Consider the following 17,622-nt stretch of genomic DNA (forward strand, 5'->3'; position numbering starts at 1 on the left):
TCGAGAGGATTAAACTGAAACTTTATGAATTATTAAATGATTTCGATTACCAATGCCTGCAGGGAGATGAAGACCTGAAGGTAAACAAGATAATTTTAGATTCCGAGAAAGCATGTGAGGCTTCCGTGTTCGTCTGTATCAAAGGCACATTGACAGACGGACACCTCTACGCCGGCAGAGCTGCAGAGCGCGGAGCGGCAGCGGTCGTGTGCAGCGAAGAAATTGACGTTCCTGCACAGGTCACAGTAATCAAAGTGGAAGACACAAAAAAAGCCCTGGCTCTGATGGCCGCATCCTTATATGGCTGGCCGGCAGAAGAGATGAAAATCATCGGCGTCACAGGGACAAAAGGGAAGACGACGACCACCTATATGATCAAAGGGATGCTGGAAGAAGCGGGCATCAAAACCGGATTGATCGGAACAATTCACATAGATACGGGTGCAAGAATCATTGAGAGTAAACATACAACGCCGGAATCCTTAGAAATACAAGGGTATCTGCGGGAGATGAAAGATGCCGGCTGTCAAGCGGCTGTCATTGAAGTTTCTTCACAGGCATTGATGCTGCAGCGAGTAGAAGCCATTGACTTTGACTTAGGTGTCTTTACAAATTTGGAGGAAGATCACATTGGACCCAAGGAGCATAAAAACTTTGCTGAATACGCTTACTGGAAATCAACGCTCTTCAAAAAATGTAAAATTGGCATCATAAATCGCGACGATCCATGTAAGGATTTGGTCTTAAAAGGACATACTTGTGATATCGAAACCTATGGATTTGAAGATGGCAGCGATCTGCGCGGAGGTAATTTTTTCCATGTTAGGCTTCCAGGCAAATTAGGTGTGGAATTCCGAGTGAAAGGAAGCTATAATATAGATTTAGTTGCTTGTATTCCTGGAAAATTTACCTGTTATAACGCCATGGCAGCCATAGCAGTCTGCAAACATTTTGCCGTAAGCGAAGAAACCATTAAGAGAGCGCTGAAAAAAATCAGCGTTCCAGGCAGACAGGAAATGTTTTCGGCAGGAAACGACAAAGTGATTATGGTAGACTATGCACATAATGGTACGGCATTGCGGTGCCTGCTGACTGCTCTGCGAGACTATCGGCCGAAGAAACTGACTTGCGTATTCGGCTGCGGAGGAGAACGGGACCCGCAAAGGCGATTGAAGATGGGCGAGGCTGCGGCTAAATTGGCTGATTTTTCTATTATCACCAGCGATAACCCGAGAAATGAACCGCCGATGTCCATCATCGGCGATATCGTAAGAGAGATAGAAAAAGACGAGGGTTCCTATATGGTGATTCCCGACAGAAGAGAGGCCATTACATACGCGGTTTCCCATTGTATGCAGGGGGAAATCGTAATCATAGCTGGAAAAGGCCATGAAACTTATCAAATCGTTGGAGATGAAATATTACATTTCGATGACAGAGAGGAAGTCCTCGCATCGATAGAAAAGGTGAAGAATGAACGAGATTACCATAGCAGAAATTAAAGAAGCGACTTGTGGAACGCTGATGGCCGGGTGTGAAGAGCACCTGGTCGGCAGCGTCTGTACTGATTCGAGAAAAGCAAAGGAGGGCGATCTTTTCGTCCCTATCATCGGTGAAGTACACGACGCGCACAAATTTATCCCACAGGTAATAGAAAAAGGGTGCAGGGCGCTGCTGATATCAGAAAAGTCGGCGGCAGCAGCACTGGGAGATTGTGATGTCATTTTGGTGGACGATACCACCAAAGCCCTCCAGGCATTAGCGGGTTACTATCTTGAAAAATTAAAGTTGAAGAAAATCGCGGTGACTGGCAGCGTAGGCAAGACCAGTACCCGCGATATGGTATATTATATCCTCAGTGAGAAGTACAAGACGGGAAAAACAGAAGGGAATTTCAACAATGATATTGGCGTTCCCCTGACGATTTTCAGTTTCGACGACTCCATGGAGGCTGCTGTTCTCGAGGTCGGCATGGATCACGCAGGAGAAATTCACAGACTGGTTGATATAATCAGGCCAGATATTGGCATAATAACAAATGTAGGTATTTCACATATAGAGAATCTTGGCAGCAGAGAGGGCATCTTACAGGCAAAATTAGAAATCGCAGATTATTTTGACGCTGGCAATACGCTGGTCATCAATCAGTCTAACGATATGCTGGCATCTGCCGTACTGCCGGATACTTATGACGTGGTGCGGGTCGGTCTTGCAGAGACAGATGCATTCTATGTCCACGATATCGAAGATTATGGCGAAGCGGGCATCAGCTACTGTCTGACTGCTTGTGGAAAGGATTACCAAATTAAACTGGGCATACCGGGCGCCCACAATGCGGTCAACGCAAGTCTGGCTTTGGCTGCGGCCAAGAGAGTGGGCGTGACCATAGAAGAGGGAATTACAGGACTTTCCAAAATGCAGTTGACGGATAACAGGCTTACGATTAGAGAAACCCGCGGCATCAAAATTATCGACGATACTTATAATGCGGCGCCGGATTCTATGAAGTCGGCCATTAACACCTTGGTGAATACCAGGGGAGATAGAAAAATCGCAATTTTAGGCGGTATGAACGAACTTGGACCGGATTCCCTTCTCTATCACAGAGAGGTCGGCAGATACGCTGGAGAAAAAAAAGTTGACTTATTGATTACAGTTGGGGAAAAAGCGAGAGACATTGCAATAGGCGGCATAGAAACATTAGGGGAAGACAAAGTCAAGCACTTTGACACGAAGGAACAGTTGTATGAACAGATGGACGAAATGTTTAAGGCAGGAGATATCATCATCGTAAAAGCCTCCAGAAGTATGGAAATGGAACAAGTCGTAGAAAGTATAATGAAGAAATAGGAGTAGGAGTTATGCAGATTTTTCAACTAATTATTGTATTACTTATGGGGCTGGCGGCATCGGCGCTTTTGACATCCTTAGAGATTCCCATTCTGAAACACAAGCAGTTTCAGCAATTCATCAGGGAAGAAGGTCCGAAATCCCATCTATCAAAAGAAGGGACGCCGACCATGGGCGGAATTGCCATTTGTGCTGCACTACTTTTGGTGACCATCGCAGGGGGAAATTTTACTGCGGACTCTGTGGTCATGCTCGTCGTTACATTTCTGTTTGCATTGATTGGATTTTTCGACGATTATATCAAAGTTGCCAAGAAACACAACTTGGGACTGACGGCTTGGCAGAAACTGGTTTTGCAGATTCTATTTGCCGTAGGGCTTGCCGTCTATATGGCTAAATTCTCCGGCTATGGCACGGACGTGTGGATTCCCTTTATCAACAGGTATATCGACTTTGGCTGGCTGTATATTCCTTTTGTCGCTTTTGTGGTTGTTTCTATGGCTAACGCCGTCAATTTGACCGATGGGCTGGACGGTTTATCCTCCGGCGTCACTGCTCTGGTGGCATTTTTCTTCGCTATCGTTGGTATGCAGTTCGGACACGGTGCTGCCACAATCTTCTGCTGCGCACTAGCAGGCGCATGCTTAGGATTTTTAATCTTCAACAGATTTCCGGCAAAGCTGTTTATGGGAGACACCGGTTCTATGGCTCTAGGCGGAGCGCTGGCAGCGGCTGCCATCATGATGAAAGCGGAACTGCTGCTGCCCATCGCGGGGCTGATCTACGTTTTAGAAGCGTTGTCTGTGGTCATTCAGGTACTGTACTTTAAAGCTACTGGCGGCAAACGTTTCTTCCGTATGGCGCCGCTGCACCATCATTTTGAGGTTGGCGGCATGAAAGAGAAGAACGTCGTCGTCATGTTTTGGTCCATCGCCCTCATCTGTTGTGTCCTAGCATATGTCGTTATGTCGATTTAACATTAAAAATAGAAATATAGGGTGGAGATATGAAAGCAAATATAAATAACATGAAAGATAAAAAAGTCCTGATCGTCGGCATGGGTAAGTCGGGTATTGCTGCTGCACAGGCTATGATCAGACTGGAAGCGGAAGTATTTATACAGGATTCTAAGAAAGAAGACACGATTGATGCACAGTTGATTTCTTTTCTCAGGGGGAGAGGGGTGACCTGTTATTTCAATCAGATTCCACCGGATATGGCAGCCTTTGATCTGCTCATCGTCAGCCCGGGTGTGAGCCCGGAATTACCTTTCATTACGGAAGCGAAAGAGAAGGGCGCAGAGATTATCGGAGAGCTGGAGATTGCCTATCGGATCGGCAGCGGAAATTACATTGCCATCACGGGTACTAACGGGAAAACTACTACTACCACCTTGGTGGGTGAGATATTTAAAAATGCCAGAAGGAAGACTTATGTAGTTGGAAACATCGGCGTGGCAGTCATATCCGCATCGATTGATGCTGGAGAAGACGATTGGCTGGTGACAGAGACCAGCAGTTTCCAGTTGGAGACCACGAAGTATTTTAAACCGGTGGTATCGGCCATTCTCAATCTGACGCCGGACCATCTCAACCGGCACCATACTATGAAGGCTTACGGTGACGCTAAGGCTAAGGTCTTCGCCAACCAAAGCGCTGACGGTTATCTGGTTATCAACTATGACGATAAGGGCTGCTACAAACTGGCGGCGGGCTGTAAAGCCAAGGTCGTGCCTTTCAGCAGAAAGAGTCAGCTTGACTTTGGCGCTTTTCTCAAAGACGATCGCATCGTCATCAAAGGGGAAACAGGAGAAGTGGCGGATATCTGCGGCAAAGAGGATCTGAAAATCATCGGCGCCCATAATCTGGAAAATGTTTTGGCGGCTGCAGCCATCGCCTATTTTGCCGGTATCGACGCAGAGACAATCGGCAGAACCATTGCCGGTTTTGGCGGCGTGGAACATAGAATCGAATTTGCTGGCGAAATAGAAGGCGTAAGATATTATAATGACTCAAAGGGGACCAATATCGACGCAGCTGTGACGGCGCTGAAGGCAATAGAACAGAATATTATTCTCATTGCTGGCGGAGATGCCAAAGGGCAGGATTTCGACGAGTTTGTAGAACATTTCAGGGGAAGCGTAAAGAAGATGATTCTTCTTGGCAGAGATGCTCATCTCATTCAGGAAGCGGCGGACAGAAAGGGATTTAAGGATTATGTCTTCTGCAAGGATATGGATGATTGTGTGCGCAAGGCATATGAGCTGGCTGAACCGGGGGACAACGTACTGCTTTCTCCTGCTTGTGCCAGCTGGGATATGTACGATAATTTTGAACAAAGGGGAGAACACTTTAAAAATTGTGTTAGCAGGTTAGAGGAATAATGAATTTGAAACTAAAAGGCAGACAAAACTTAAGAGCGAGCGACTTTGTCATCGTATTGCTGGTAACGGCGCTTGTCATATTTGGTGTAGTTATGGTATTTAGTGCCAGCTACTACTATTCTATTAACAGTACGGGATCGCCCTACGGGTATCTAAAAAAACAGGGACTATTTGCGATTGCAGGATTTGTGCTGATGGCGGTCTGTACCCAGTTGGATTATCATCTGTACAGGCGATGGTCGATCATCATCCTCATCATCAGCTTTCTGCTTTTGGGGCTGCTGCTTTTCCCGGGGCTGCCTTTTGTAGAGACCATCAACAATGCCACTAGGTGGATCTTAATTGGGCCGATCACCATCATGCCAGGAGAAATTGCCAAGATTGCGGTAATCATTTTTACGGCGGCCTTTTTAGCTAGTGAACCTAAGCTGATACTTTCCTTCACAAAGGGAATATTGCCACTTCTGCTGCTCATGGGTGTCTTCGGCGGCTTGATTATCAAACAGCCGAATCTGTCCACAGCGATTACTGTCTGCGGCATTATCGCCGGCATTATGTTCTTAGCGGGTCTGCAGTGGAAATATGTTGTTGGCGCAGCCATTTTCGGCAGTGCAGGGGTCGGCGGACTGGTTCTCGTCGGCGATAAAATCGGTGCAGCTCACTGGAAGGAAAGAATCACCAGTTTTATGGATCCTTTTGCAGATCCGCTGGGCGACGGTTTCCAGGTAGTGCAGTCTCTGCTTGCTCTGGGGACAGGCGGACTCTTCGGCCTGGGTCTCGGAAAGAGTATCCAGAAGAATCTTTATCTGCCGGAGCCGCAGAACGATTTTATTCTGGCAATCATCGGTGAAGAGTTGGGTCTGGTCGGAATCCTGGTATTGTTTGTTGTATACGCGGTGCTGATCTGGAGATGTTTCCACATCTGCTTAAATGCGCCGGATCGGTTCGGCATGCTGCTCTCCGGAGGCATCACAATTATGATCGGATTGCAGCTTTTGATCAATGTAGCCGTTGTTACTTCTTCCATGCCGGCAACTGGAATTACCTTGCCATTTGTCAGCTACGGCGGAAACGCCTTGTGGCTCTTCATGGGATCGGCGGGAATCATGCTGAATATATCGAGACAAAGTATTACGGCGCAGACACAATAGAGATTAGGGCTAGCCGCTTGCAATCGCTTGCGGACTGGCCGTCAAGTGCCACGGAGCGTAGCTCCTGCACTTTTGACCAGGGATCTGCCATCGATTTCGCTTCGCTAAATCGGGTTAGGTCTCCCAAAGCATAAGGAGTTCCCAGCAATTTACTGGGAGACCTAACCACATTTGCATAGCAAATGTATGGTAGGTCCCCTGTCAGGATTGCAGTGCTTTAGCACGTGGCAATCTACGGCACGTAAATTGGGGCAAGAACCATGATACGACTTAATTCACCAATCAAATGTCGCCTGACGGCTCATTTTCTTGGGAATTAAAAGCATAAGGAGTTCCCAGCAATTTACTTCGTAAATTGGGGCAACTCCATTAGGAGGAAATTTATGAGAGTGATTGTAACAGGCGGAGGCTCTGGCGGTCATATTTATCCGGCCATTGCCATCGCTGATAAAATAAAAGAGAAAGAGCCGCAATCGGAAATTTTGTATATCGGCAATGATATCGGTCTGGAAAAGACAATCGTACCGCAGACAGGATACCCTATGAAGCTGGTGTCGGCGAAATGGCTGGACCGCAGGAATATCTTCAAGATCTTCGATACTGGGTTTACCACCATGAAAGGCGTCTGGCAGGCTCTGCGGATTATGAAGAAATTCAAACCTGACGTGGTCATTGGAACAGGCGGTTTCGTGTGCGTTCCAGTCATGTTCGCAGGCCACAGATACGGCGCCAGGTGTTATCTGCATGAGCAGAACGCTTTTCCCGGCGTTGCAAACAAATCGCTGGAGAAATTTGCGACCAAGGTATTCCTGGGTTTTCCTGAGGCCAGTCAATATTTCAGAGAACCGCAGAAACACGTCAATGTGGGCAATCCGGTCAGAAAGCGATTCTACGATGTGGAGACCTCTGAAGCGCGGGCGAACCTCAATATAGATAAAGATGATTTTGTAGTCTTTTCTTTCGGCGGCAGCCAGGGGGCGGAGATGATCAACAATGTGGCCTTCGACCTGATGGATGCCATCAACGGACATAAAGGGGTTACTTTTATCTTTGGCACTGGCAGCCAGTACTACGAGACCATATTGGACAAGGCAAAACAGCGAAATATCCAAATTCAGCCCAACATCAGGATAAAATCGTACATAAACGATATGCAGAATTACCTGGGCGCTGCAGACCTGATTATCAGCCGAGCGGGGGCGCTGTCCGTAGCAGAGACGACGGTCTGCGGAAAAGCGGCTATCTTGATTCCATCACCAAATGTAACTGGCAACCACCAATATTTTAATGCAAAATCAGTAGCTGATAAAGGCGGCGCAATCCTCATAGAAGAAAAGAATCTGACCTCTGAGATGCTGATAGAGGAGGTTATGAGATTAAAAAACAACACGGACGTTTTGAGAAAGATGTGCAGAGCTAGCCGTGAAAGTGCGCCGATAGATGCTACAGAACTGATATATTCGGAGATAAAAAAGGATGAGTGAATACACAGACGACATAGAATTTAAGGAAATAGAGCGACAGAAAAAAATCAGGAAGAAGAAAAACTATCTGGTAAGAATCCTGGTCGTTTTTGTCTTCCTGGCTGCTGTAGCCCTTTTCTTGTCATCTAGTTTTTTCGACATTCAGAACATAGAGGTAGAGGGTAACAAGTATTACACAGATGGTGAAGTGATCAACCTGGCAGATGCCACCTTAGGCGTCAACTTGTTCTGGGGAGCAGGTGATTCGCAGATCAAAGCGAATTTGGGTAAGAACCCATACTTTTCTGACGTCAAAGTGAAACGAAAACTGCCGTCGACACTGATTATCGAGCTGAAGGAACGTGCACAAATTGCAGCTATCGTATATGGGGACAAGTATGTTGTGATTGACAAGGAGGGCACCGTACTTCGCAAAAGCGAAGTCGACCCAAAGGTGACCTTGCTTACGGGCCTTACGATCAGTAAACTCAATGTGGGGGAAACAGTTGGGGCGGAAGAGACGTCTACGCTGGAGACCACTTTGAAGATGCTGTCGTCTATGAAAGAAGGGGATATATATTTTAAAAAAATCGACGTATCCAGAGTTGTGATTAAAGCCTACATCTACGATACTTTAATCGTCAAAGGTACGCCAAAGCAGATGATGAAAGCCATTGACAGCGGCAAACTGCAGATTGTTGTCAATGATTTATTTAAGAAGGATATCACTAGAGGAACGATAAACCTCGGAGATCATAAGTATTTGTCGTTTTCACCAGGAATTTGATTAAAAAAATGATGCAAAGGGATAATTTTTGTGATAGAATAGATTATATTATGGGATGCAAGGAGGCTATTTATAATGCTGCAATTTGAGACAGGCCAAGATAACTCAGCAGTCATCAAAGTCATCGGCGTTGGAGGCGGCGGCTGTAACGCAGTCAACAGAATGATGGAGGCTGATTTAAAGGGAGTGCAGTTTATCGCGGTCAACACGGATAAACAAGCTCTGAATAGATGTAAGGCAGAGACGAAAGTCCAGATTGGTGAGAAACTGACGAGAGGACTAGGTGCAGGCGGCAATCCAGAAGTTGGACAAAGATCCGCAGAAGAAACTCTTGAGGAAATAACAGATTTATTAGAAGGATCAGATATGGTCTTTATTACCGCAGGTATGGGAGGCGGTACGGGCACAGGTGCTGCGCCGATCATCGCGAAGGCTTCCAAAGATCTTGGAATCCTTACGGTAGGTGTAGTGACCAAGCCGTTTTCGTTTGAGGGTAAGAAGAGAAAAGATCAGGCGGAGCTTGGTCTCAGCTTTTTAAAAAAATATGTAGATTCACTGGTAGTAGTACCAAACGACAAATTACTGCAGAATTGTGAAAAGAATACATCTATGTTGGATGCCTTTACCATGGCTGACGATGTACTGCGGCAGGGTGTCCAGGGTATTTCTGATTTGATTTCCGATTTTGCATTGATCAACGTGGACTTCGCCGATGTCAAGTCAGTCATGACAGACCGAGGCATCGCACATATGGGTACAGGCCATGGAAGTGGAGAGAACAGAGCGAAAGATGCAGTCAAATCTGCCATCGAAAGTCCTCTTCTCGAGACGACCATCGGAGGTGCGAAGGCAATTCTGCTTTACGTATCCGGCGGCTATGACCTGGGTATGTTAGAAGTGAACGAAATTGCAAGTTTGGTTGAAGAACAGGCGGATAGAGAAGCCATCCTGATTTTCGGTGCGGCTGTCAGCGAAAATATGAATGATGAAGTAGCAATAACCGTAATAGCAACAGGCTTTGAAGCAGGTTTAACACCTGAGAACAGTTATGGCAATTTCGACAAGAAATCCCAAGAGGTTGTGACAGAAGAGGGATTAAGAGGCAGAAGTGTAACTCTTGGAGAAATCTTTGACGAAACCAAGGACGAAAAGGATTCGGATTCCAGGTTTGGTATCCCTTCATTTTTGAATAACAAATAAAGTTTAGCTTAGTTGAAAAGCCGGTAGAATTGCGACCGGCTTTTTCGTGATTTCAGCGCTGTGCGCTGTAATCACGAAAAAGAGAGGTGTGCAGAGGGGAGTATCCCCTCGCCGCCCTCAGGAGGGTGCTCAGCCTGCGTAGCAGGCGCCGAAGGGAACCTAGGGTTCCCTAGCGGCCTTGCGAAGCAAGAGTTTTCGTGGTTTCAGCAGTGCGCAGACATACGAAAAAGAGAGATGTGCGAGAGAGGAATCCCCTTCCTTTGCAATTCTTACGCATCGGGCAGATTATCATATTTAAGTATCAATAAATGTAAAGTATTGGAAGTCATCGATGTGCCGACAGGAGAATATTTTATTCTGGCGGAAAGAAATGCCGTTTGGACGAAAAAAGAACTGCTATTTTATACTTGAATGCGGCATAAGGGCTGAATTTAGTTGAGATTATCTGCTGTTACATTACAATATAAAGATTTGGAAGTTTTTATGATAAAAGAAATCAACTCAAAGGACAACCGAATATTGAAAGAATGCCAAAGGCTCACTCAGAAGAAGTATAGAGACAAAGAAAGCCGCTACTTGATCGAAGGACATAATCTAATCGAGGAGGCCATAAATGATAGGGTCCCAATCGACTATTTGATTTTCGATGAGGAAAAGGCTTTAAATACTAATTTTGATGGCGACAGCTATATCGTGAAGCACAGTCTCTTTGAACGCATTGCGCAGACAGAGACCAGCCAGGGTGTGATAGCCGTAGTCCGAAAAAGGGAATATGGATTTGAAGAACTGACTGCAAGATGTCAGGGGGGCAGCAACATCGTTGTCCTGGACAGACTGCAGGACCCGGGCAACATCGGCACCATCATCAGGACGGCTGAGGGTGCAGGATATGCAGCTGTTTTCGCTCTCAAAGGCACCGCGGACATTTTTTCACCGAAGACCATCCGGGCAGCGGCCGGATCAGTCTTTAGGATCCCTATTATTCATGTCGAGGATAATAGGGAATTAAAAGCGCTTGCGGGCGACCTACATAAAAAGCTGGTCGTTACAAGCCTTGAAGCCGACAACAATTATTTTGACGCAGACCTCTGCAAAGATATCGCTTTAGTCATCGGCAACGAGGGCAACGGTGTATCAGAGGAATTATTAGAAATGGCAGACGTCAAAATCAGGATTCCCATGGCGGGCCGCCTGGAATCCCTCAACGCTTCCGTAGCTGCAGGCATTTTGATGTATGAGGCGCAGAGGTGCAAAAAGAAGATCAATAAACAACATTTAAGTGAGGTTACAATAAAATGCAAGAGAAATTAAGCAAGATGCTGGAAGAAGCTAGAGAACAGTTAAACAAAGCGGCTTCACTAGCTGACACAGAAGAAATCAGAGTCAAAGTCCTCGGTAAGAAGGGACAGCTGACAGAAATCCTTCGTTCCATGGGAAAACTGCCGCCGGAAGAGAAAAAGGCGCTGGGAATGGCAGCAAACAAAGTAAAGGCTGAGTTTGAACAGCTGCTCACCGAAAAGGCTGCTGAGGTGAAAATCAAGGCGAAGGAAGCGAAATTCAAGGCAGAGAAAATCGACGTTACTGAGCCGGGAAAAGAAATTACCTACGGCGTAAAGCACCCGATTACGCAGATTATCGATGAGGTTGTGGAGATTTTTAAGTCCATGGGTTATGCAGTTTATGAAGGACCAGATGTGGACACGGTCTACAACACTTTTGACGCATTGAACTCTCCGGAGAATCACCCAGCCAGGGATATGACAGATACCTTTTACATCAACGAGGACATGGTACTGAGACCGCATACTTCTTCTGGAGAAATCAGAGCAGAGCTGGAACTGCCGCTGCCATATAAGGTGTTGATTCCGGGCAGATGCTACAGAGTCGATACGCCCGATGCGACTCATTCTCCGACTTTCCACCAGATTGAGATGATGGTCATCGGTGAAGACATCACCATGGGAGACCTGAAGGGTTCCTTAGATCACATGGCGAAGAGACTTTTTGGACCAGAAACGAGAACTAAGTTCCGCCCGAGTCACTTCCCGTTCACAGAACCGAGTGCTGAGATGGACGTTTCCTGCTTCAAATGCGGCGGCAAAGGCTGTCCGGTCTGCAAAGGAAGCGGCTGGATTGAAATCCTGGGCTGCGGCATGACCCATCCCCACGTACATCAGGTGGGCAATATCGATACAGAAAAATATACTGGCTTTGCAGTAGGTATGGGCGTAGAGAGAATCGCCATGCTGAAGTACGGCATCGACGATATTCGTTTTCTCTATGAAAACGATATGAGATTCATCGAACAGTTCAAATAATTAGCAGAGTCGTACGAAGAACTCCTTCCAACCAAACATGGCTTAGGCTTCGTTTGCATGGGGAGTGAAAGCGTAAGGTCTGCCAGCCAAAACAAGTTTTGGGGCAGAACCATAAAAGTAAGCGAGGTTAAAAATACAATGTTAGTATCATTACAATGGTTAAAAGATTATACAAATGTAAACGTGCCTATTGACGAATTCTGTGATCGCATGATCATGAGCGGATCCGATATGGAGACCTGCGAAGAATTGGGATGCGGCATCAGCGGCGTCGTAGTAGGCAGAATTGACAAAATAGAACAGCACCCTGATGCGAACAAACTGGTAGTATGCCAGGTCAACGTAGGCGAAGAAGAACCGCTGCAGATCGTTACAGGGGCAACGAATATTTACGAAGGCGGTTATGTGCCCGTAGCAAAGGATAACAGCCATATTCCAGGGCCACTTCACGGTCAGCCGAAGGTGGAAGGCGGCGTGACGATTACCAAAGGCGAACTTCGCGGCGTAGTTTCTAACGGCATGCTCTGCGGGCCGCAGGAACTGGGGTATGACGACAAGATCGCGCCGTACATTTCTAAAGACGGAATCTGGATGCTGCCAGGCAACTGGGATGAATATTTAGGCAAAGATTTTGCCAAGGCACTGGAGCTTTCCGACTATGTGATAGACTTCTGCATTACGCCCAACCGTTCTGACTGCCTGTGCATGATCGGTATGGCAAAAGAAGCTGCCGCAGTATTTGAAGAAAAGATGACCTACCCTGATACAGAATGCGAGAAGACTGACGAAAACGCATCAGATTATATCAGTGTAGAAGTTAAAGATAACAACTGCAAACGTTACACTGCCAGAATCATCAAAGACGTAAAAATTGAGCAGTCACCTTGGTGGCTGCAGAAACGCCTGATGGCAGCCGGCATGAGACCGATTAACAATATGGTAGATATTACTAACTTCGTCATGATGGAATACGGTCAGCCGCTCCATGCTTTCGACATCAGAAGCATTGCTGGCAGTCACATCGTCGTGGATATGGCGAAAGACGGAGATAAATTCGTAACTTTGGATGGCCAGGAAAGAGATGTCTATGCAGACACACTGATGATTAACGACGCCGAAAAACCAATCGGTATCGCCGGCATCATGGGTGGTCTGGATTCCGAAATCGTCGACGATACCAACACCGTCGTCGTGGAATCCGCTTGCTTTGATAAGACCTGTGTTCACCGTTCCATCAAAAAATTGGGACTGAAGACTGAGGCGGCCGCCAGATATGAAAGAGGCCTGGACCCGAACCTGTGTGAAGCCGCTGCAGACAGAGTCTGCAAACTGGTAGAGATGCTGGGCTGCGGTAAAGTCCTCAATGGCAGCGTGGACGTCTATCACAACCCGGAAACAGCACCTGTTATCAAATGCAGAGTCAGCAGAGTCAATAAAATTCTGGGCACTGACATTCCAAGAGAAGAGATGGTAAACTACCTGGAAAGACTGGATATGAAGGTCGAAGGTGAAGGTGATACCATGTTGGTAACGCCGCCTACAGTCCGTCAGGATATGAAAGAAGAAGTTGACTGTGTAGAGGAAGTGGCTAGACTGTATGGCTATGATAATCTGCCGATGACCCTGCCTAGCGCAGACACGGTGGGAACCGTCAGCAAGAGCTGGGAACTGCGGGATATGACCAGAAACCTGCTCTGCGGCATGGGCGCAAGCGAAATTCAGACCTACTCCTTCTCAAACAACAAGATTTTAGACGGAATCGGTATTGAAGAAGATTCGTGGGAGAGAAACTTCGTCGATATCATCAATCCGATGGGAGAAGAGACTTCTGCAATGAGAACGATTCTGACCCCGGGTATGTTGGAAGTTCTGGGCAGAAACTGTGCGAGAAATCAGGAGCGTGTAAGAGCATACGAAATCGGACTGACCTACATGAAAAATCTGGTGGACGCACAGGCGCTGCCAGTAGAATCCTATAACTTGACCATGGGTATCTATGGCAAGGATGAGGACTTCTTCACACTGAAAGGCATGGTTGTAACGCTTCTGGAAAGACTGGGCATCGAAGATCTGGAATTTGCAGCAGAGTCAGATTACAAGGTATATCATCCTGGCAGATGTGCAAGAATCCTTACAAGAGACAAAAACGGTGAAACCGTTGAACTGGGTATCATGGGTGAGGTACACCCTGATGTAGCAGAGAATTATGGAATTGGAACGCGTTGTTATATTTGCGAGCTGTTTTTCGACCTGATTGTCGAGCTTTCGGACAAAGAAATTCAGTATCATCAGCCGCCGAAATACCCTTCTACATCGCGAGATGTTGCAATGATTGTAGAAGAGGATCTGCAGGTGGCAGACATGGAAAAGGCCATTAGAGAGGCAGGTACTGAAATTCTGAGAGAAGTCAAATTGTTCGACGTCTATAGAGGCGAACAGGTTGAAGCCGGCAAGAAGAGTGTGGCTTTCAGTCTGACTTACAGACACGATGACAAGACTTTGACAGACGAAGAAGTAGATCAAATTCACAGCAAAGTGATTGAACTGCTGAAAGAAAAGTTCAAGGCTGTAATTCGTGACAACTAATTGTAAAATGTCAGTAGGAGAGAAATAGTATGGAGAGCAAAGTAACTGTAAAGATTTTTGGACAGGAGTACACCATTGCTGGTGATAAAGCAGCAGAAGAGATTGAAAAAATAGCAGAATATGTCGACAATAAGATGCGTCTGATCAGCAGAGTTGCTGGAGATTCCGGTCAGGGCAGTATCGCAATACTGTCTGCCATCAATGTTGCAGAGGAATACTTTGACGCTCTGAGCCAGATCGAACAGCTGAAAATCTCGAAAACGCAGCTTGAAAACGACTCCAAGTACTACTTGAAGATGTGGGAAGATGCAAAGCAGAACTCCATGCAGTACAAAGAAAGCATGTCCGAAATTAAAACGCAGAAAAAAGAAAATGATGAGAGATTCAAAGAACTGCAGGCCAAGTGCAGCGAATATGAAAATTCCTTTTTCGATCTACAGATGGAAAATATCCAGTTGAAAAGCGAGTTAGAAAAACTGAAAAACAATGGATAGAGGAAATCATCATGAATAAAAAAGCACTAGATGTGTTAGAGTATAAAAAAATTATTGAGCTTCTGAAAGAGGAGGCAGGTTCGGAAATGTCACGTAAGATTATTTCCGAACTGGTGCCTTATACCGACGTGCATGTAATTTCAGAAGAACTAAGGTCAACCACGGAAGCGGTTGACCTTATTGTGCGTAAGGGGCCTCTGCCTACGGGCGGTATCTATGATATCGGCCAGAGCCTTGGATTAGCAAGGAAAGGCGGCACATTGTCCATGAAGCAGCTGCTGCAGGTTCATTACAATTTGCGCATCTGCGAGCGGATCGTCAGCTTTATGAAAAGTGACCTGCCCCCGCTGCCCCTGATCAATTCCATGACAGAATTGATCGTGACCATGCCCCGTCTGGCGGAGAATATCGACAGATGTATTCTCTCTGAGGATGAGATGAGCGACAATGCCTCATCAGAACTGCGAAGTATCAGACGCAGCATCGGCAGACAGAACGAGGCTATCAAAAACAAATTGAATCACATCCTGAATTCATCTGATAATCGGACTTATCTGCAGGATTCCATCGTGACTATGCGGGACGGCAGATATGTCATACCTGTCAAGCAGGAGCATCGGGCCAGGTTTCCGGGCATCGTCCACGACCAGTCCAAGGCCGGGGCGACCCTCTTTGTGGAACCCCAGGTCATCGTAAACTTGAACAACGAACTGAGAGAACTGGAGATGGCCGAAGAAGCGGAAATCGCGCGGATTCTGGCAGAGCTTTCTGCCAGCGTGGCGGAGCATTTCCACGACATCAAGAACAACCAGGAGATTCTCATTCAGCTGGATTTTATCATGGCGAAAGGGAAATTTTCCTGTCGTATGAAAGCAGAAGAGCCCCATATCAATGAAGACGGCTATCTCCTCATCAGAGAGGGGCGGCACCCTTTGATCGACGAAAAGAAAGTGGTGCCCATCAACGTCTCCATCGGCAAAGATTACCGAACCCTTGTAGTCACTGGACCTAATACGGGCGGTAAGACGGTAACCCTCAAGACCATCGGGCTTCTGGCCCTCATGGCGCAGAGCGGCCTGCACATTCCGGCATCCAGCCAGAGCCAGATCCCCATCTTTGATGATGTCTTTGCTGACATCGGAGACGAGCAGAGTATCGAGCAGAGCCTGTCAACCTTCTCCTCTCACATGAAGAACATCGTCAGAATCGCAGAGGAAGCTGATGCCGATTCACTGGTACTCCTTGACGAGTTGGGGGCGGGCACGGATCCGACGGAGGGCGCGGCTCTCGCCATCGCCATATTGGAGAACCTCTACAAGAGAGGCGCCATGACGGCGGCAACCACCCACTACAACGAAATAAAGAAATACGCCTTGTCCACAGACGGCGTTGAAAACGCCTCTATGGAATTTAACGTGGAGACACTGAGCCCGACTTATCGGCTTACCATCGGCATTCCAGGCAAGTCCAACGCTTTCGAGATATCCAAGAAGCTGGGACTGTCAGAGACTTTGATCGACAGGGCAGGACAGCTCATCGAGCGGGGCGATATCGAGTTTGAGGACGTGATCAGCGCCATCGAAGCCGACAAGAAAAAGGCGGAGGAAGAGCGGGATGAGGCCATCATGATTAACCTTGCCATGAAGAAAAAGCAGGAAGAGATCGAGAAACAGATGGCGGATCTTGCAAAGAAAAAAGAAAAGATGATCGCCGATGCCAGAGAAGAGGCGCGGGAGATCCTCAGAGACGCCAGAGAGACGGCCAGTGAAGTACAGAAGGAACTGAAGGAACTCTCCAAGCTGGAAAGCATGGGCGAGCGGAACAAGCGCTTTGACAAGAGCAGACGGAAGCTGAAAGAGACAGAAGGAAAATACGCCGAAAGACTGATCAGACAGGTCAACAACAATCCGGTGCAGGCATCGGAGATCAAGGTGGGCGATCGAGTCAAGGTTTTGTCTCTGGATCAGAACGGAGAGATTCTTTCCCTGCCCGACGACAAGGGGAACCTTTTGGTCAAGGTGGGCATCATGAAGGCCAACCTGAGCCTGGACGATTTGATGCTGATCAACGACGGCACTGGCAAGAAGAAGTCTTCGAAATCATCAAAATACGGCCAGCTTTATAAAGTAAAGGCGCAAAACGTTTCTATTTCCATCAACGTACAGGGTGAAAGCCTAGATGATGCGGTGATGGATGTCGATAAATATCTGGACGACGCTTACGTAGCGGGACTCAAGGAGGTCACGGTCATACACGGACGGGGAGAAGGCATCCTCAAGTCCGGTATCAGAGACATGTGCAAGAGACATAAGCACGTTGCATCATTTAGAAAAGGCAATTATAATGAAGGCGGTGACGGCGTCACCATCGTGAAAATGAAAACGGAGTAA

At 47.0% G+C, this 17,622-nt stretch carries 13 protein-coding genes; all 13 read left to right on the forward strand.

The genetic code is table 11. From position 1 onward, the window contains the following. The first annotated feature begins 14 nt into the window (after positions 1–14). Positions 15–1,502 (forward strand): UDP-N-acetylmuramoyl-L-alanyl-D-glutamate--2,6-diaminopimelate ligase, encoded by a 1,488-nt coding sequence (locus BN6539_RS14970; protein ID WP_067540301.1) that lies wholly within the window; start codon positions 15–17, stop codon positions 1,500–1,502. Continuing rightward, positions 1,474–2,850: a UDP-N-acetylmuramoyl-tripeptide--D-alanyl-D-alanine ligase gene (locus tag BN6539_RS14975; RefSeq protein ID WP_067540304.1), complete on the forward strand. Its 1,377-nt coding sequence runs from the start codon at positions 1,474–1,476 to the stop codon at positions 2,848–2,850. The genes BN6539_RS14970 and BN6539_RS14975 overlap by 29 nt, the downstream gene beginning before the upstream one ends. Before the next feature lie 11 nt (positions 2,851–2,861). Further along, positions 2,862–3,827 carry a phospho-N-acetylmuramoyl-pentapeptide-transferase gene (mraY, locus tag BN6539_RS14980; protein ID WP_067540307.1) on the forward strand — a complete coding sequence of 322 codons (966 nt, stop codon included), beginning with the start codon at positions 2,862–2,864 and terminating at the stop codon, positions 3,825–3,827. A 50-nt stretch (positions 3,828–3,877) separates the two neighbouring features. Then, positions 3,878–5,233 (forward strand): UDP-N-acetylmuramoyl-L-alanine--D-glutamate ligase, encoded by a 1,356-nt coding sequence (gene murD, locus BN6539_RS14985; RefSeq protein ID WP_242869421.1) that lies wholly within the window; start codon positions 3,878–3,880, stop codon positions 5,231–5,233. Next, on the forward strand, positions 5,233–6,384 hold the full coding sequence (gene ftsW / locus BN6539_RS14990; RefSeq protein ID WP_067540313.1) for a putative lipid II flippase FtsW: 1,152 nt from the start codon (positions 5,233–5,235) through the stop codon (positions 6,382–6,384). Before murD ends, ftsW begins: the two co-directional genes overlap by 1 nt. 383 nt (positions 6,385–6,767) lie before the next feature. Next, positions 6,768–7,868, forward strand: coding sequence for an undecaprenyldiphospho-muramoylpentapeptide beta-N-acetylglucosaminyltransferase (gene murG / locus BN6539_RS14995; protein WP_067540316.1), 1,101 nt, complete (start codon positions 6,768–6,770; stop codon positions 7,866–7,868). Further along, on the forward strand, positions 7,861–8,634 hold the full coding sequence (locus BN6539_RS15000; protein WP_067540319.1) for a cell division protein FtsQ/DivIB: 774 nt from the start codon (positions 7,861–7,863) through the stop codon (positions 8,632–8,634). Before murG ends, BN6539_RS15000 begins: the two co-directional genes overlap by 8 nt. Positions 8,635–8,709: 75 nt before the next feature. Beyond that, a complete protein-coding gene (gene ftsZ, locus BN6539_RS15005; RefSeq protein WP_067540322.1) occupies positions 8,710–9,834 on the forward strand; it encodes a cell division protein FtsZ in 1,125 nt (374 codons plus the stop codon). A 483-nt stretch (positions 9,835–10,317) separates the two neighbouring features. Continuing rightward, on the forward strand, positions 10,318–11,145 hold the full coding sequence (locus BN6539_RS15010) for a TrmH family RNA methyltransferase (protein WP_067540325.1): 828 nt from the start codon (positions 10,318–10,320) through the stop codon (positions 11,143–11,145). Continuing rightward, positions 11,130–12,152 (forward strand): phenylalanine--tRNA ligase subunit alpha, encoded by a 1,023-nt coding sequence (gene pheS, locus BN6539_RS15015; protein ID WP_067540330.1) that lies wholly within the window; start codon positions 11,130–11,132, stop codon positions 12,150–12,152. Before BN6539_RS15010 ends, pheS begins: the two co-directional genes overlap by 16 nt. A 138-nt stretch (positions 12,153–12,290) precedes the next feature. Next, the gene (gene pheT / locus BN6539_RS15020; protein ID WP_067540333.1) at positions 12,291–14,738 is read left to right on the forward strand and encodes a phenylalanine--tRNA ligase subunit beta; all 2,448 of its coding nucleotides are present in this window, start codon (positions 12,291–12,293) and stop codon (positions 14,736–14,738) included. Between the two features lie 29 nt (positions 14,739–14,767). Further along, positions 14,768–15,232 (forward strand): cell division protein ZapA, encoded by a 465-nt coding sequence (locus BN6539_RS15025; RefSeq protein ID WP_067540336.1) that lies wholly within the window; start codon positions 14,768–14,770, stop codon positions 15,230–15,232. An 11-nt stretch (positions 15,233–15,243) separates the two neighbouring features. After that, positions 15,244–17,622, forward strand: a complete 2,379-nt coding sequence (locus BN6539_RS15030) for an endonuclease MutS2 (protein WP_067540340.1) — start codon at positions 15,244–15,246, stop codon at positions 17,620–17,622.

It is taken from the genome of Emergencia timonensis, assembly GCF_900086585.1.
GTDB classification, from domain to species: Bacteria; Bacillota; Clostridia; order Peptostreptococcales; family Anaerovoracaceae; genus Senimuribacter; species Senimuribacter timonensis.

What these genes read in the sequence shown, in the direction of transcription:
- BN6539_RS14975 (WP_067540304.1), top strand. Translation starts at nt 1,474, where the DNA reads ATGAACGAGATTACCATAGCAGAAATTAAAGAAGCGACTTGTGGAACG.
- mraY (WP_067540307.1), top strand. Translation starts at nt 2,862, where the DNA reads ATGCAGATTTTTCAACTAATTATTGTATTACTTATGGGGCTGGCGGCA.
- murD (WP_242869421.1), top strand. Translation starts at nt 3,878, where the DNA reads ATGAAAGATAAAAAAGTCCTGATCGTCGGCATGGGTAAGTCGGGTATT.
- ftsW (WP_067540313.1), top strand. Translation starts at nt 5,233, where the DNA reads ATGAATTTGAAACTAAAAGGCAGACAAAACTTAAGAGCGAGCGACTTT.
- murG (WP_067540316.1), top strand. Translation starts at nt 6,768, where the DNA reads ATGAGAGTGATTGTAACAGGCGGAGGCTCTGGCGGTCATATTTATCCG.
- BN6539_RS15000 (WP_067540319.1), top strand. Translation starts at nt 7,861, where the DNA reads ATGAGTGAATACACAGACGACATAGAATTTAAGGAAATAGAGCGACAG.
- ftsZ (WP_067540322.1), top strand. Translation starts at nt 8,710, where the DNA reads ATGCTGCAATTTGAGACAGGCCAAGATAACTCAGCAGTCATCAAAGTC.
- BN6539_RS15010 (WP_067540325.1), top strand. Translation starts at nt 10,318, where the DNA reads ATGATAAAAGAAATCAACTCAAAGGACAACCGAATATTGAAAGAATGC.
- pheS (WP_067540330.1), top strand. Translation starts at nt 11,130, where the DNA reads ATGCAAGAGAAATTAAGCAAGATGCTGGAAGAAGCTAGAGAACAGTTA.
- pheT (WP_067540333.1), top strand. Translation starts at nt 12,291, where the DNA reads ATGTTAGTATCATTACAATGGTTAAAAGATTATACAAATGTAAACGTG.
- BN6539_RS15025 (WP_067540336.1), top strand. Translation starts at nt 14,768, where the DNA reads ATGGAGAGCAAAGTAACTGTAAAGATTTTTGGACAGGAGTACACCATT.
- BN6539_RS15030 (WP_067540340.1), top strand. Translation starts at nt 15,244, where the DNA reads ATGAATAAAAAAGCACTAGATGTGTTAGAGTATAAAAAAATTATTGAG.